This window comes from Sinorhizobium mexicanum, assembly GCF_013488225.1.
GTDB lineage: Bacteria > Pseudomonadota > Alphaproteobacteria > Rhizobiales > Rhizobiaceae > Sinorhizobium > Sinorhizobium mexicanum.
Map to the genome: position 1 here is coordinate 1,355,350 of NZ_CP041238.1, position 15,947 is coordinate 1,371,296.

Genomic DNA, 15,947 nt, shown 5'->3' on the forward strand with positions numbered 1-15,947 from the left:
TTGACAAAACCGGCGCATCATGCGCTTTTCCGCCCGATTTTGATCTGCCGTGCGCCCCCATGCGGCTTGCGCGGTTTTCAGCAATTCCAGGATTAGACGATGCACCGTTACCGCAGCCACACCTGTGCCGCCCTCCGCAAGTCGGATGTCGGCTCCACCGTTCGCCTCTCCGGCTGGGTTCACCGCGTCCGCGACCATGGCGGCGTGCTTTTCATCGATCTGCGCGATCATTATGGCCTGACCCAGGTCGTCGCCGACCCGGATTCTCCGGCCTTCAAGACGGCGGAGACGGTGCGTGGCGAATGGGTCATCCGCATCGACGGAACGGTCAAGGCGCGCACCGACGAAACCGTCAACAAGAACATGCCGACCGGCGAGATCGAGCTCTATGCCCGCGAGATCGAGGTTCTGTCGGCGGCCAAGGAATTGCCGCTGCCGGTTTTTGGCGAGCCGGACTATCCGGAGGATGTGCGCCTTAAATTCCGCTTCCTGGATCTTCGTCGCGAGACGCTGCACCGCAACATCGTCAAGCGTACCGAGATCATTTCGGCCATGCGGCGGGGCATGAGCGAGATCGGCTTTACCGAATACACGACGCCGATCCTGACAGCCTCCTCGCCGGAAGGCGCGCGCGACTTCCTCGTGCCGAGCCGCATTCACCCCGGCACCTTCTACGCGCTGCCGCAGGCACCGCAGCAGTACAAGCAGCTTCTGATGGTCGCGGGCTTCGATCGCTATTTCCAGATCGCTCCCTGCTTCCGCGACGAGGATCCGCGCGCCGACCGGCTGCCGGGCGAATTCTACCAGCTCGACCTCGAAATGAGCTTTGTCGAGCAGGAAGACGTATGGGACACGATGGAACCGATGATCCGCTCGATCTTCGCGGATTTCGCCGGCGGCAAGCGGGTGACGCAAAAGTTCCCGCGCATTCCCTATGACACGGCGATCCGCAAGTATGGCTCCGACAAGCCGGATCTCAGGAACCCGATCGAGATGCAGAGTGTGACCGAGCATTTCGCCGGTTCGGGCTTCAAGGTCTTCGCCAACATGATCGCATCCAACCCGCGGGTCGAGGTCTGGGCGATTCCGGCCAAGACCGGTGGCTCCAGAGCGTTCTGCGACCGCATGAACGCCTGGGCCCAGAGCCAGGGCCAGCCGGGTCTCGGATATATCTTCTGGCGCAAGGAGGGCGAAAAGCTCGAAGGCGCCGGCCCGCTCGCCAAGAATATCGGCGAGGAACGTACTGACGCGATCCGCACGCAGCTTGGCCTCGAGGACGGAGACGCTTGCTTCTTCGTCGCCGGCGAACCGGCGAAGTTCTACAAGTTTGCCGGTGAAGCCCGCACCAAGGCGGGCGAGGAACTGAACCTCGTTGATCGCGACCGCTTTGAACTGTGCTGGATCGTCGACTTCCCGTTCTACGAATGGCTGGACGAGGAAAAGAGGATCGATTTCGCCCACAATCCCTTCTCGATGCCGCAGGGTGGCCTCGAGGCGTTGAACGGCGACGACCCGCTCTCCATCAAGGCCTACCAATACGACATGGTCTGCAATGGGTTCGAGATTGCGTCCGGCTCCATCCGTAACCAGCTGCCGGAACTGATGGTCAAGGCTTTCGAGTTGACGGGCAAGTCCCAGCAGGAAGTCGAGGAGCAGTTCGGCGGGCTCTACCGCGCCTTCCAGTACGGCGCGCCGCCGCACGGCGGCATGGCCTTCGGCATCGACCGTATCGTCATGCTGCTCGTCGGCGCCAAGAACCTGCGCGAGATTTCGCTCTTCCCGATGAACCAGCAGGCTCAGGATCTGCTGATGGGCGCTCCGTCGCTGGCGACGCCGACCCAGTTGCGCGAGCTGGCGATCCGTCCGATCCCGCAGAAGAAGGACTGAGGTTCTTAAACGTACAAACATGGCCCGGCGGTCTCTACCGCCGGGTTTTTTTGATCGAGCTGCAGGCCGCGCTGCGACCGTCGCCCCAAACGTTGCCGTCCCATTGCTCGCCTTGACAGCATTTCCCTCCAGGCGTTTCCTTTCTCCGCTGCTCCATGGCAGCGTTTTTGGGTGGAGTGAACGATGGCGAAGAACGTCAAGGACCTACTGGCGGAAGCAAATAGTGTTGTCCCGAAATTGTCGCCCACCGAGGCGGCCGAGAAGATGCGTTCCGGTGATGTGCTCATCGTTGATGTCCGCGATCCGACCGAGGTTCAGCAAACCGGGAAGATCAAGGGCGCGGTGAACGTCTCGCGGGGGATGCTGGAATTTCGCGCAGACCCGGAAAGCCAGTACCACAATCCGGCCTTCCACAAGGACAAGACGGTCCTGCTGCATTGTGCGTCTGGCGGCCGTTCGGCCCTTGCCGGAAAGACGCTGCAGGACATGGGCTACACGGCAGTATTCAACATCGGTGGCTTCAAGGAGTTGGTCGAGGCGGGCGTCGATACAGAACCGGCTTGAGGCGCCTGGATCGATCAGGTAGCCGAGATTGAGGCTCCTCGGGAGCTCCGCACCTGCTCGGCGGCATGACATGAAGGCGCCGGGACGCGTCTGCGCCTCGGCGAGCCTGCGTGTTGAGTTGCTTATTAGAAATCCATTCCGGGCGCGCCGGGCATCGGAGGCGGCGCTTCCTTCTTGGGTTTCTCGGCGATCATCGCTTCGGTCGTGACCAGCAGGCCTGCCACGGAGGCGGCGTCCTGCAGAGCCGCGCGCACGACCTTGGCCGGATCGATTACGCCCATGTCGTAGAGGTCACCGAATTCCCCCGTCTGGGCGTTCCAGCCGTAGGAGAAGTCCGATTTTTCACGCAATTTGCCCACGACGATCGACCCTTCGGCGCCTGCATTCTCGGCGATCTGGCGCACGGGTGCCTCGATTGCACGGCGAACGATCTCGACGCCGACGCGCTGGTCATCATTGGCCGTCGGTACGTTGCCGAGCGTCTTGACGACGCGCAGCAGCGCAACGCCGCCGCCGGGAAGGATGCCTTCTTCGACCGCTGCCCGCGTCGCATGCAAGGCGTCGTCGACGCGGTCCTTCTTTTCCTTGACCTCCACCTCCGTCGAACCGCCGACGCGGATCACCGCGACGCCACCGGCGAGCTTGGCGAGCCGCTCCTGCAGTTTTTCACGGTCATAATCCGACGTCGTTTCCTCGATCTGCGCCTTGATCTGGCTGATGCGCCCGCCGATATCGGCCTTCTCACCGGCACCATCGACGATGGTCGTCGTCTCCTTTTCGACGATGACCCGCTTTGCCCGCCCGAGCGTATCCATTGTCACGTTCTCGAGCTTGATACCGAGATCCTCGGAAACGACCGTGCCACCGCTGAGGATTGCGATATCCTCGAGCATGGCCTTGCGGCGGTCGCCGAAGCCGGGCGCCTTGACGGCAACGATCTTCAGGCCGCCGCGCAGTTTGTTGACGACGAGCGTTGCCAATGCCTCACCCTCGACGTCCTCCGCGATAATCAGGAGCGGCTTGCCGGACTGGATCACCGATTCGAGAATCGGGATCATGGCCTGGAGGTTGGAGAGCTTCTTTTCGTGGATCAGGATGTAGGGATCTTCGAACTCGACCCGCATCTTGTCCTGATTGGTAATGAAATAGGGAGAGAGGTAGCCTCTGTCGAACTGCATGCCTTCAACGACTTCGAGCTCGATCTCGGCGGTTTTGGCCTCCTCGACGGTGATCACGCCCTCGTTGCCGACCTTCTCCATCGCCTCGGCCAGGTAACGCCCGATCTCGGCATCGCCATTGGCGGAGATCGTTGCCACCTGGGCGATTTCGGCGTTCTTTGAAACCTTGCGGGCGTGGGTCTCGAGTTCCTTGACGATGGCCTCGACGGCAAGGTCGATGCCTCGCTTCAGATCCATAGGGTTCATCCCGGAAGCGACGGCCTTGGCGCCTTCCTTGACGATCGCCTGGGCCAGCACGGTCGCAGTGGTCGTGCCATCACCGGCAACGTCGCTCGTGCGCGAGGCCACTTCGCGCAGCATTTGTGCGCCCATGTTCTCGAACTTGTCCTCGAGTTCGATTTCCTTGGCGACCGACACTCCATCCTTGGTGATCCGCGGCGCTCCAAAGGATCTGTCGATGACCACGTTCCTGCCCTTGGGGCCCAAGGTGACCCGAACGGCGTTGGCCATGATGTCGACACCGCGCAGCATGCGGTCGCGGGCATCGGTATTGAATTTGACTTCCTTGGCAGCCATGTGCTCCTCCCTCAACACGGAAAATGTAGGATGATCGCCGATGGCCTCCGCAACAGGCTACCGGGTCACCCCTGTCATCAGGTCCTTGCGAACACCGACTCCAGGGCGGACGCTGTCGTCCGCCCTGGAGTCGGACTGCTACTATAATTCCTCGTTGTCTTCTTCAGGTGTCAGGATGTCGATCAACGCCGCGACGCGGCCGGCCGGAAGATGACGGCCTTCGCCGATCAGGGCCTCGTCATTGTTGACCCAAGCAATCGCCTCGGCGAGTTCGCTCGCTGTCGCGCCCGTCGCAAGTAGCTCGGCCATTAGTGTCTCGTCGACCGGGCCGAGGATAGCGGTGATATCCGAATGCTTCAGTCCCATGGCGTCCTCCTTCCGTTTCATCGGTCGGGAATGCGCGATTGTCGGCAACCATACGCAAAAATAGATAGGTGATCGCCTCAGAGCATCAAGCAGTGGATGATAGCATTAATCAATCGGGATAGAAAAAGCCCGGCGGGCGCCGCCGGGCTCGATCGGGATCGGAGTATCGCTTCGCGAGCGCCTACTGCGTCGCACGTCTTATCCGACGGGCAATGGACGCTGTAACACTTTGAATTGCTGCGTATTTTTATCCTTAAGTCGGATCCGATTTAAGGAAACCTGGAGGAGGCGTTAGTCGTTCGCTGTCACCTTCACGCCGAGTACCGAGGGGATCGTGTTCGGCGCACCCATGGCGGCGCCCATGATCATCGGGAAGGGAACCGGCTTCTCGGGCTTGGCGCTGATCGTCAGGCTCTTCGGTCCGTCAAGAAAGGCGTTGACGGCGGCCGAAACCTGGTTTTGCAACTCCGGTACGTTGAGCTGCGCCATCATGATCGGCACGAGGCCTTTCAGCGATTGTGCCAGTTGATCGCCTGTGACGCCCTGCTGGCTACCGGCGTAGTCGAGCGCCTTCTTGGTGATCGAAGCATCGTCGAAGCGGATCGAGGCGCTGTTGAACGTCAGCTGCTGCATGAGGCCCATCATTGCGAGGCCCATCGCCTGATTAGCCTCTTCCTTGTTCGGGTTGGCTTCTGCGGCTTTTGTCGCTTCCTGCAGCGCCTTCATGAACTGCAGCGTATATCCGGAAAAGTCCATGGCGATGTTCAGCCGGCCGACGTTCTTGAAGTCGAGGGCGTATTCATTGAGGGCAAGATTCCCGCTCTGCAGTGCCCAACTGCCCTTCATGGTGACCTCGCCGTCGAGCGTGGTCAGCCCCAGCTTTTCGATCGCTTCCTTTGCTTTGGCGTCCTCGACGTCAGAGAGATCTGCCTTGAGCCCGGCGAGCGATGCGTCGAAGTCGAAGCCGGCATCATTTTCCTGCCGCGTCAGATTGGCTTCGGTGCTCTCGACCGTGAAGACGTCCTTGCCCTTGACATTGACCACGATCGGTCCGGTTCCTGCCGTCTCGTAAAGCAGGATATCGTTGATCGTGTCGCCGGCCGGATTGCCTGGGATCGACAGGCCGCCGATCGACAGGTTCCGTGCGGAGAAGCTGGAGCCTTCTTGGCTGACATTGATGTCCGGGAGGGTAACGGTCTCGGCGTAATAGCCGCCATTTTCGCGCTCCTCGACACCTTCGAAGGTGACGTTACCGATGTTGGCCGCCTCTCCGGGGTTCGCCGCCATCTGCAGCTTGACGCCGGTCACAGTGACGACGTCGCCGTTCACGTCCGCCTTGTCGAACCGGATCGAGGTACCGTTGGCGGATAGAGCCGCATCAAGCTTTTTCATCATGTCCGCGCCATCCAGCGCGAAGGCGGGGCCGGCAAGTGTGAGAAGGGCGGCGCTCGCCATCATCAGGCGGATCTTGCGCGTATGCGTCATTATCGAGTTCCTTATCAAAAATGTTTGATGCGAAGCTGTTTCTGGGATCGGTTATCGCTAATCTGAGTGATCTCTGCGGGCTCCGTCAACTCGCCAGCCCCGACGGAGCCTGAAACGATCCCTGCGACGGTCGGCCTGCCCCTTGCAGACAGCCTGACATCTCGAACACGGATACCCTCACTCGAATCCTCAATTTCAAATCGGCCAAATCAGCACACGCTGAAGCTAATACGAAACAGGGCAAAATTATATTCGTCAGATCGGATGGTGCTTGTTCCCCGCGGATTATCCCTTCCGGAACCTTACCGGCCGTCGGCCGTCTAGAAGCGCGGCGCTGTAGAGGCCGCGTTCTCCACAAGGCGGTGCCTTGAAATTCTTGCCGTTGGCGGCCGGTTGCGGTAGCAAGAGGGCATGGGACAAAGCCTTTTGCCGCCATCGGGCGGGGACGACAACATTCAGCCGGTTGACCTCAAGGCGGCGCTGGAAGAGCGCTATCTCGCCTATGCCTTGTCAACCATTATGCATCGCGCGCTACCGGACGTCCGCGACGGCCTGAAACCCGTCCACCGCCGGATCATCCACGCCATGAGCGAGATGGGGCTGAGACCCAATTCCTCCTTCAAGAAATGCGCGCGTATCGTCGGCGACGTCATCGGTAAGTTCCATCCGCATGGCGACCAGTCCGTCTATGATGCCCTTGTGCGCCTCGCGCAGGATTTCTCGCAGCGTTACCCGGTTGTCGACGGACAGGGCAACTTCGGCAATATCGACGGCGACAATGCCGCCGCCTACCGTTACACCGAAGCGAAGATGACCGAGGTTGCGGCCCTTCTTCTCGAAGGTATCGATCAGGACGCCGTCGATTTCCGCCCGACCTACAACGAGGAAGACCAGGAGCCGGTCGTGCTTCCCGGCGCTTTCCCGAATCTTCTCGCGAACGGCGCCTCGGGTATCGCCGTCGGCATGGCCACCTCCATTCCGCCGCACAACGCCCATGAGCTTTGCGACGCGGCCCTCCATCTCATCCGCCATCCGGATGCGACGGTCGAGGACCTGCTGTTCGATCCCGCCAACCCACAGAAGGGTGGCATCGAGGGGCCGGATTTGCCGACGGGCGGCGTGATCGTCGAAAGCCGGGCTAGCATGATCGAGTCCTACCGGACCGGTCGCGGCGGCTTCCGGGTCCGCGCGCGTTGGGTTTCGGAGGATCTCGGCCGCGGCGGCTATCAGATCGTCGTCACGGAGATTCCCTATCAGGTCCAGAAGTCGCGGCTGATCGAGAAGATTGCCGAGCTGCTCGTTGCCCGCAAATTGCCGCTGCTCGAGGACATTCGCGACGAATCGGCCGAAGACGTGCGCATCGTGCTCGTGCCGAAAAGCCGCTCGGTCGATGCCGGCATCCTGATGGAATCGCTGTTCAAGCTGACCGAGCTCGAAAGCCGCATTCCGCTCAACATGAACGTGCTGTCGATGGGCCGCGTGCCGCGCGTCATGGCGCTGAACGAGGTGCTGACGGAGTGGCTGGCTCACCGGCGCGAGGTGTTGCAGCGGCGCTCGCGCCATCGGCTGGCCGCGATCGACCGCCGACTGGAAATTCTCGGTGGTTATCTCGTCGCCTACCTCAACATCGATGAGGTGATCCGGATCATCCGCGAGGAGGACGAGCCGAAGGCGGTGATGATGGAGCGTTTTACGCTCACCGATCTCCAGGCCGAATCGATCCTCAACATGCGCCTGCGCTCCTTGCGCAAGCTCGAGGAATTCGAGATCCGGACGGAGTTCGATGCGCTGTCGAAGGAAAAGGCGGAGATCGAGGCGTTGCTTGCCTCTGATGAGAAGCAGTGGCAGGCCGTCGCCTGGGAAATCGGCGAGGTCAAGAAGAAGTTCGCCAAGGCGACCGAGCTTGGCAAGCGTCGCAGCACTTTTGCCGATGCGCCGGAGGCCGATGTCGAGGCCATTCAGCAGGCGATGATCGAGAAGGAACCGATCACCGTCGTCATTTCGGAAAAAGGCTGGATCCGCGCCCTGAAGGGACACATCTCCGACACGTCATCGCTCCAGTTCAAGGAGGGAGACGCGCTGAAAGTGGCTTTCCCGGCGCAGACGACGGACAAGATCCTCATCTTCACGACGGGCGGCAAGGTCTACACCCTTGGCGGCGACAAGCTGCCCGGCGGGCGCGGCCATGGCGAACCCTTGCGCATCATGGTCGACATGGAGAACGATCAGGACGTGCTGACCGCCCTAGTCCATGATCCGGCACGCAAGCTCATCATTTCATCCGCTGCAGGAAACGGCTTCGTCGTTACCGAAAGCGATATCGTCGCCAATACCCGCAAGGGAAAACAGGTGATGAACGTCGGCATGCCGGACGAGGCGAAGCTCGTCGTTCCCGTCAAGGGCGATCATGTCGCCGTCGTCGGCGAAAACCGCAAGATGCTTGTTTTCCCGTTGGTGCAGATCCCCGAAATGGCGCGCGGCAAGGGCGTCCGGCTGCAGCGCTACAAGGATGGTGGCATTTCCGACATTCGATGCTTTACCATTGCGGAGGGGCTCACCTGGGAAGACAGCGCCGGTCGCGTCTTCACCAAGATGAAGGATGAACTGATCGAGTGGCTCGGCGACCGTGCCGCGGCCGGACGAGCCGTGCCGAAGGGCTTCCCGCGCAGCGGCAAGTTCAACGGATGATCTAGGATGCCGTGCGCCTTCAGGCGCATAAAGGATGCTGTAGTCTTTGCAACTTACGCATCGTGCTTTCCGAAAATCGATTCCGATTTTTGGGTCGATACGCTAGCACTTTGAATTGCTGCATATTTTGTCCTTAAATCCGCTCAGATTTGAAGAAATATGCAGTCAAAGGCGGCGCTGAGGCGATTGCCTTCGTGGTTCAATGTTCCTCTCCAGAGGGGTGAATGTCATGGCCTCCGCTCTTGACGCAGCCTTGCTGGCGCTTGCCGATCCGATACGCCGCCGCATATTCGAGGTCTTGTTTGCAGGCGCGACGCGTGCCGCGGAGATTGCCACTGCCGTCGGCATGAAACGGGATGACCTTTCCGGTCATCTTGCCATCATGGAAAGCGCAGGCCTGATTGCCCGGCAACAGAGCGAGGGCGGGGAGATCGTCACCGCCGATCCGGCGCCGCTCGAGATCGTGGCGAAGTGGATCAATACCAATCGCGAACTCTGGACAATGCGCTCGCAGATGCAGAGCGTTTCGCACGAGCCTGGACCCGGCGACGAGGGACAGTGATCGCCGACTCGGAGCCGCGCGTCTTATCGTGCGTGCAAGGAAGCTATCGCAGTAAAGGCGCGCCTATCCAAGTTCCGCACATTGCATCTGCGCCTTCATCGCCCTGCTGCGGATCTGCCAGAGCGAATGGCCGATCAGGGCGAAGATGAGGATGGCTCCCCCAAGGAGTGTCTGCGTCGTTGGCGTTTCCGAAAAGACGATCCACACCCAGATCGGAGCGAGGATCGTCTCCAGCAGATAGAACATGCCGACCTCCGGCGCGGAAAGAAACCGCGGGCCCGTCGCGAGGCAGAAGAAGGCAAGCGGGATCATCACCAGGCCGTTGAAGAGGATGTAGCCGGGTTCCGCAATCGAAATACCGCTCGACGGCAGGAGCACGAAGGCGGCGACGGCGGGGAAGATTGCCGTCGTCAGCGGCACCAGCGCCATGTCCCGGCCGCTCCTGCGCGCGATGGTGATCGCGCCTGCCAGGAGGAAGGCGGAGCACGCGGCCATCGCGTCACCGAAGAGATGTCCGCTTTCGAGCCCGTCCTGCACGATCACCCCGACGCCGAAAACCATAACGGCCATCGTCATGAGGGTGGCGTTCGAGGGCCGTTCCTTGAGGAAAATCCAGGAGAGGAGCGCCGCGAACATCGACGTGAAGGCCAGCACGAAGACGACGTTTGCCGTCGAGGTGTTGAACACGGCGAGCAGGAAGGTGAAGGAATTGATGGCGTAGAACAGACCGGCGACCAGACCCGCCTTACCGGGAATCAATGCAACGCGGCGGCCAAGTACGCGATTGAGCACGAACCAGGCCGCAAGTGCGACGAAGAAGGTTGAAAGGCTGCGCAAGGCGAGAATCGACCAGACCTCGCCGTTCGCCGAACGGATAAGCGGAATGTCGAAGGAAAGGGCGAGGCCGCCGAGGCCGGTGATGGCAAGGCCGCGCCGGTGCCGGGCGGCGTCAGAGGAAGGTGTCAATTCTCAGTCCGTTTCGGTGGGTGCGTCATCGTCGCCACAATAGCGTTCCCACCCACGGGCCATAAGGTGCTCTTGCGGCAAAAACTTTGTTTTATACCCCATTTTGCGCGAGCCCTTCACCCAATAACCCAGATAGACATGGGGAAGGCCGCGCTCCTTCGCCCGGCGAATATGATCGAGGATCATGAAGGTGCCGAGCGAACGCTCCGAGAGGGCCGGATCGAAGAAGGAGTAAACCATCGATAGGCCGTCGCTCATACGGTCGGTCAGGGCGGTGGCGACCAATGGTCCCCTGGCCTTGTCGTTGATGCTGTCGCCTTCGATCCGCAAGCGGTATTCGATGATCTTCGTATGCACGTGGGTGTCCTCGACCATCATGGCGTAATCGAGCACCGACATGTCGGACATGCCGCCCTTCTGATGCCGCCGGTCGAGATAGCGGCGGAAGAGGTTGTATTGTTCACTCGAGGGTTCGGCGGGGTATTCGGCCGACACCACGTCCCGATTGGCGGCGAGCACCCGACGCATCGAACGCGTCGGCGCGAACTCGTTCGCAAGGATGCGCACCGAGACGCAAGCGCGACAGGTTTCGCAGGCCGGCCGGTAGGCGATGTTCTGGGAGCGGCGGAAGCCGCCCTGCGTCAGGAGATCGTTCAGTTCCGGGGCCCGTTCGCCCACCATGTGGGTGAAGACCTTTCGCTCCATCTCGTTCGGCAGATACGGGCAGGGTGCCGGTGCAGTCAGGTAGAATTGTGGAGACGGTGTGGTCTGCGTGTTCATCGAGCGTGGGGGCCACTCTTCGTGCGGTTACTCATCGCAATAGCATGGCCTAAGAATGAAAAACGTCAACTCACTCGTTTAGGCATTCCTCACGGAATTGGTGCCTTGCCGTCCGCAAGGCGCAAAGATAACCCGCAGGCATTAGTACATATCGCGGCGTACCGTGACCGTGCCGATCAGAAGGTCGTGCAAAAGCCGGCCGCGGTCGGTGAAGAGACCGATCAGCAGGATGAGCGGTGTCAACAGCGCGTTGGCGATCCAGAAGATCACCAGATGAACGATCGCTGTCAGAAAATCCATCGGCCGTCCGTCCGTCCGGGCGATCGCCACGCCCATGATTCTCATGCCCGGCGAGGCCTGCTCGCGGCCGCCGACGGTCATCCCGAAATAGAGCATTGCCACAAGGGCGAAGAGCACGGGATAGAGGAGGAACCCGAGGCCAAGCGTGAGAATGCCCAGGAAAAACACGACGACCGCCGCCGGAATCCAGAGCAGGGCAATGATCACGTAGTCGATGATGAAGGCAAAGACTCGCCGCGACAGCACGCCCTGATAGGCGCGCCAGTCATCGCTCGGGAATCTGACTTGTTCGTTATGCATGCTCATCGGCGTGCCTCACATTGTTGCCGATCAGATATGGGGAAGGAGCCCGGACAAAACAATGCATGGCTGAATGCGGTCTGCCACTTAGCGTTTTGCCAGGATGCGCGCCACTTCGACCGAAAAATAGCTCAATATTCCGTCGCAGCCCGCCCGCTTGAAGGCCAGCAGCGTTTCCAGCATGACCCGTTCGCCATCGATCCAGCCATTGGCCGCAGCGGCCTTCACCTGCGCATACTCTCCGGAAACCTGATAGGCGAAAACCGGCAGGCCAAAGGCCTCCTTCATCCGCCAGCAGATGTCGAGATAGGGCAGGCCCGGTTTGACCATGAGCATGTCGGCGCCTTCCTCGACATCAAGCGCGGCATCGCGGATCGCCTCGGTACCGTTGGCCGGGTCGATGTAGTAGGTCTTCTTGTCGCCCTTGAGCAGACCGCCGGTGCCGATTGCCTCACGGTAGGGGCCGTAGAAGGCGGAGGCGAATTTCGTCGCATAGGACATGACGCCGACATTCTGGTGGCCGGCGGCGTCGAGCGCCTGCCGGATCGCGCCGATGCGCCCGTCCATCATGTCGGACGGGGCAATGATGTCCGATCCCGCATCGGCCTGCGTCACCGCTGCCCTGGCGACAACCTCCACGGTTTCGTCGTTTACGATCTCGCCGTCGCGGAGGATCCCGTCATGGCCATGGCTGGTGAACGGGTCGAGTGCGACGTCGGTGATGATGCCGATGTTCGGCACCGCCCTCTTGATCGCCCGGGTCGCCTCGTTGATCAGGTTGTCTGCGGCGAGGCTATTGGAGCCGGTTTCGTCACGCAACGCCATGTCGATGTTCGGAAACGTGGCAACTGCCGGGATGCCAAGGTCGGCCGCCTCTTTCACCGCCTCGACCGCTTTGTCGACGCTCATGCGGTTGACCCCCGGCATGGCGTCGATCGGCTGGACGATGCCGCTGCCCGGCACGATGAAGATCGGCCAGATCAGATCGTCGACGGTCAGGCGGTTTTCCCGCACCAGCCGTCGCGTCCAGTCCGCCTTGCGGTTGCGGCGCATGCGGCGGTGTCCGGTTATCCTGTCCACAAGATTCGTGTTGTCGCTCATCGCGCCGCTTCCTTCTGCATTTGCACTGGAGAACGCGCTTTACCATGTGCTGCCGTCGGTTGAAAACCGCACAACCTCGCCGTCGGCTGCGGCATTTGCTCCCGGCTCATGTTTCCTCTGCGTGTTCTGATTGGACGCACGGTGCTGCAGGGCTGCGCGAGCCTGTGGTTCTTGCTGGTAGATCTGACGAAGTACTCGGCCTATGTTGCCGCGCATGCTTCACGATTCTGCTCATGTCCCGAAGCCGTCGCTGACCGAAGTGCTCCTCGGCTGGTTCCTCCGCCTGGTCTCGGCGTCCTGCTTCTGGTTCGCCCTGAACTATTGGGCAATGCTCATCGGCTTCTCCCACAACGGTGCCGGCCGGTTCGATCTGCTGCCGCCGGAGTGGCGCGCCGCGGCCACCGCGCTTGCCGTCGTCTACCCGGTCGCTGCGATCGGCCTATGGCTTTTGGTTTCCTGGGGCCCCGTTGTCTGGGTCCTCGCCGCGGCGATCGAAATCGCCGTGCATGAATTTTACCCCGGCACTTTCGGTGCCCGGCCTTTGCTGTTCCTGCTCCACGGGGCCGTCGCCGTAACCTTCGTTCTTTTCCGCGTTGCGCTGTTCGTGCAGCGACTGCGGCAAGCGCGGAAGGTAAGGGTTGATTCACCCTGAGACAGGCTCGCCCGACGGTAAGCTCATGTTAAGGCTGCGGTTTAAGTAGAATTTTATACGTATTCGATAGGGTCTCACTCAAGGCGGGAAGACAAACAGACACCGCCAAACAGAACAGTGAGGCAGTCAAATGAACACGAAAATGAAGCCGCAGGCAGTTGCGCCCCGAGACCCGCAGGAAGAAACGATCCGTGGTCTCTACATGGAATCCCTTCACCTTGTCGAGCGTCTGCATCGCCGCTTGCTCGACGTTATCAAGGACGAGTTCGACCGTCAGGGCCGCAGCGACGTCAATGCCGTCCAGGCGCTGTTGCTCTTCAACATCGGCAACTCCGAACTGACCGCCGGCGAACTCCGCTCGCGTGGCTATTATCTCGGCTCGAACGTCTCCTACAACGTCAAGAAGCTGGTCGATCTGGGGCTCATCAACCATCAGCGCTCACGCGTCGACCGCCGCTCGGTCCGCATCAGCCTGACCGAAGAGGGCCAGGACATCGCCGAAACCGTCGCTAAGCTCTACGAGCGCCACATCGGCTCGATCCAGAAGGTCGGCGGCATCGGTTCCGACGAATTCACCCAGATGAACAAGCTCCTGCAGCGTCTCGATCGCTTCTGGAACGATCAGATCCTCTACCGCCTCTGATCAAATCGGAGACCTCCAATTCAAGGGTCGGGCGCAACCCCTGCGTGTCCGACCCTTGCTGCGTTCGGTCGTCGTGGTTCCCGCTGCAAATTCATGATCGGGCGCGAACGTGGCCGCCGCGGACGATGGATCGATAATTCCGAGACACGAATTGGCCATATTGCTGTGGGAGCGACGCTTTGATGCCGCAGGTGTGCTCTCGGGTTTACGACGGGGATTCGTTTCGTGTTCCGCCTGCCGGCTGGATGCTTTCGCTCGCACTACTGCATGATTCCTTGGATCGGAGTCGATTTAAGGACGAAATCATGCAGCTGTTCAAAGTGCTACGGCGACCTTCGCGCGTCCGATCGGACGCGGGGCGCTGTAACCGACGTGAGAGCTGGGTGGCACAGGGGTTGACCTTTGTTAACCACGTTCGTGCTAGGGCTCGGGCAGCGCGCCTCTCGGCGCATTGGGATGGTAGGGACTATGTCGAAAAAGAACGGAATTGATGCTTTCTCGCGCCGTGCATTTCTGCGCTCGGCCGCAACGCTCAGTGCTGCCGCATGGGCAGGTGCCGCCAGCGCGCAGGATGCTCTGAACGAGATCATCAATTCACCGCGCCGCGGCTCCTGGGACGACCAGTTCGACGCCAAGGCATCGCGCACGGCAACGGCCGTTCTTTCCAACACGCCGGTCTTCGGCCCCGAGACGATCAGCCACCTTCAGCAGGCGATCTATGATTATCAGCAGATCGTTGCCTCCGGCGGTTGGCCGACAGTCACCGCCTCGGTGAAGATGGAACTGGGCGTCACCGATGCCTCCGTTCAACAGCTGCGCCAGCGCCTGATGGTTTCCGGCGACCTGCCGCGTTCGGCCGGTATCTCCTCTTCCTTCGATTCCTATGTCGACGGTGCGGTGAAGCGTTTCCAGGCGCGCCACGGCCTGCCGGCCGACGGTGTCATCGGCGAATACACGCTGAAGGCGTTGAACGTCGATGCCACGACCCGCCTTGGTCAGCTTGAAACCAACCTTGTCCGCCTTCAGTCGATGTCCGGCGATCTCGGTCGCCGTTATGTGATGGTCAACATCCCGGCCGCCTATATCGAGGCTGTCGAGAATGGCCGGGTGGTGCTGCGCCATACGGCGATCGTCGGCAAGATCGACCGCCAGTCGCCGATCCTCAACTCGAAGATCTACGAAGTCATCCTCAATCCTTACTGGACCGCGCCGCGCTCGATCATCCAGAAGGACATCATGCCGTTGATGCGCAAGGACCCCACTTATCTGAAGCGCAACGCCATCCGCCTCTTCGACGGCAGCGGCAACGAAGTGTCGCCCGAGACTGTGGACTGGTATGCGGAGAAGGCGCCGAACCTGATGTTCCGCCAGGACCCGGGCAAGATCAACGCGATGTCCTCGACGAAGATCAACTTCCACAACGAGCATCAGGTTTATATGCACGACACGCCGCAGCAGGGCCTGTTCAACAAGCTGATGCGCTTTGAATCTTCCGGCTGCGTGCGCGTGCAGAACGTTCGCGACCTTTCGACCTGGCTGCTGAAGGAAACGCCCGGCTGGTCCCGCCAGCAGATCGAGGCGACGATCAAGTCCGGCGTCAACACGCCGATCACGCTCGCGGAGGAAGTGCCGGTTTACTTCACCTATGTTACCGCCTGGTCGGCAAAGGACCGGGTCGTGCAGTTCCGCGACGACATCTATCAGCGTGACGGTGCTGCCGAGCTCGCGCTCCAGACCACCACGGGAATCGAACAGTCGGCAGGCTCCATCGAGCAGGACGCTCTGCCGCAATAAGCAAACTCCCGACTTCACCTGTAAAGGCCGCGCATCTGAACGAACGCGGCCTTTTTCTTGGCGTGCGCGCTGACTCGTTCGGCGCGGCGGATGGTGGAAATGGCG

14 protein-coding genes are annotated in these 15,947 nt (G+C 60.9%); 7 read left to right on the forward strand and 7 right to left on the reverse strand.

The features are described from left to right. Nucleotides 1-99: 99 nt before the first annotated feature. The gene (gene aspS / locus FKV68_RS06340) at nt 100-1,887 is read left to right on the forward strand and encodes an aspartate--tRNA ligase (protein WP_180940668.1); all 1,788 of its coding nucleotides are present in this window, start codon (nt 100-102) and stop codon (nt 1,885-1,887) included. A 183-nt stretch (nt 1,888-2,070) separates the two neighbouring features. Then, a complete protein-coding gene (locus FKV68_RS06345) occupies nt 2,071-2,451 on the forward strand; it encodes a rhodanese-like domain-containing protein (protein WP_180940670.1) in 381 nt (126 codons plus the stop codon). 125 nt (nt 2,452-2,576) lie between these two features. On the opposite strand, the gene groL is transcribed toward FKV68_RS06345, so the two are convergent. From groL to FKV68_RS06360, 3 genes are all read right to left on the reverse strand, one after another. Further along, a complete protein-coding gene (groL, locus tag FKV68_RS06350; protein ID WP_180940672.1) occupies nt 2,577-4,205 on the reverse strand; it encodes a chaperonin GroEL in 1,629 nt (542 codons plus the stop codon). A gap of 141 nt (nt 4,206-4,346) precedes the next feature. Continuing rightward, on the reverse strand, nt 4,347-4,571 hold the full coding sequence (locus FKV68_RS06355) for a hypothetical protein (RefSeq protein ID WP_180940674.1): 225 nt from the start codon (nt 4,569-4,571) through the stop codon (nt 4,347-4,349). Nucleotides 4,572-4,862: 291 nt separating this feature from the next. Further along, nucleotides 4,863-6,056, reverse strand: coding sequence for a hypothetical protein (locus FKV68_RS06360; protein ID WP_180940675.1), 1,194 nt, complete (start codon nt 6,054-6,056; stop codon nt 4,863-4,865). Between the two features lie 411 nt (nt 6,057-6,467). Here FKV68_RS06360 and parC point away from each other — a divergent pair, with 411 nt between their 5' ends. Together parC and FKV68_RS06370 are read left to right on the forward strand one after the other, a co-directional pair. Then, nucleotides 6,468-8,744 (forward strand): DNA topoisomerase IV subunit A, encoded by a 2,277-nt coding sequence (gene parC / locus FKV68_RS06365; protein ID WP_180940676.1) that lies wholly within the window; start codon nt 6,468-6,470, stop codon nt 8,742-8,744. Nucleotides 8,745-8,973: 229 nt separating this feature from the next. Next, nucleotides 8,974-9,306 (forward strand): ArsR/SmtB family transcription factor, encoded by a 333-nt coding sequence (locus FKV68_RS06370; RefSeq protein WP_180940678.1) that lies wholly within the window; start codon nt 8,974-8,976, stop codon nt 9,304-9,306. A gap of 63 nt (nt 9,307-9,369) precedes the next feature. On the opposite strand, the gene FKV68_RS06375 is transcribed toward FKV68_RS06370, so the two are convergent. From FKV68_RS06375 to hemB, 4 genes are all read right to left on the reverse strand, one after another. Next, on the reverse strand, nt 9,370-10,272 hold the full coding sequence (locus tag FKV68_RS06375; protein ID WP_180940680.1) for a DMT family transporter: 903 nt from the start codon (nt 10,270-10,272) through the stop codon (nt 9,370-9,372). 3 nt (nt 10,273-10,275) lie between these two features. Further along, complete coding sequence (locus FKV68_RS06380) at nt 10,276-11,052, reverse strand: arginyltransferase (protein WP_180940682.1); 777 nt, start codon at nt 11,050-11,052, stop codon at nt 10,276-10,278. Nucleotides 11,053-11,193: 141 nt separating this feature from the next. Further along, nucleotides 11,194-11,658 (reverse strand): RDD family protein, encoded by a 465-nt coding sequence (locus FKV68_RS06385; protein WP_180940683.1) that lies wholly within the window; start codon nt 11,656-11,658, stop codon nt 11,194-11,196. An 81-nt stretch (nt 11,659-11,739) separates the two neighbouring features. Then, complete coding sequence (hemB, locus tag FKV68_RS06390; protein WP_180940685.1) at nt 11,740-12,753, reverse strand: porphobilinogen synthase; 1,014 nt, start codon at nt 12,751-12,753, stop codon at nt 11,740-11,742. Nucleotides 12,754-12,967: 214 nt separating this feature from the next. Between hemB and FKV68_RS06395 the strand changes: the two genes are divergently transcribed. The 3 genes from FKV68_RS06395 (at nt 12,968) to FKV68_RS06405 (ending at nt 15,842) form a co-directional block, all read left to right on the forward strand. Then, nucleotides 12,968-13,405, forward strand: a complete 438-nt coding sequence (locus FKV68_RS06395) for a DUF6163 family protein (protein ID WP_180940687.1) — start codon at nt 12,968-12,970, stop codon at nt 13,403-13,405. Nucleotides 13,406-13,535: 130 nt separating this feature from the next. Continuing rightward, nucleotides 13,536-14,048: a transcriptional regulator LdtR gene (gene ldtR, locus FKV68_RS06400; protein WP_180940688.1), complete on the forward strand. Its 513-nt coding sequence runs from the start codon at nt 13,536-13,538 to the stop codon at nt 14,046-14,048. A gap of 468 nt (nt 14,049-14,516) precedes the next feature. Next, nucleotides 14,517-15,842 (forward strand): L,D-transpeptidase family protein, encoded by a 1,326-nt coding sequence (locus FKV68_RS06405; RefSeq protein ID WP_180940690.1) that lies wholly within the window; start codon nt 14,517-14,519, stop codon nt 15,840-15,842. Nucleotides 15,843-15,947: the final 105 nt, after the last annotated feature.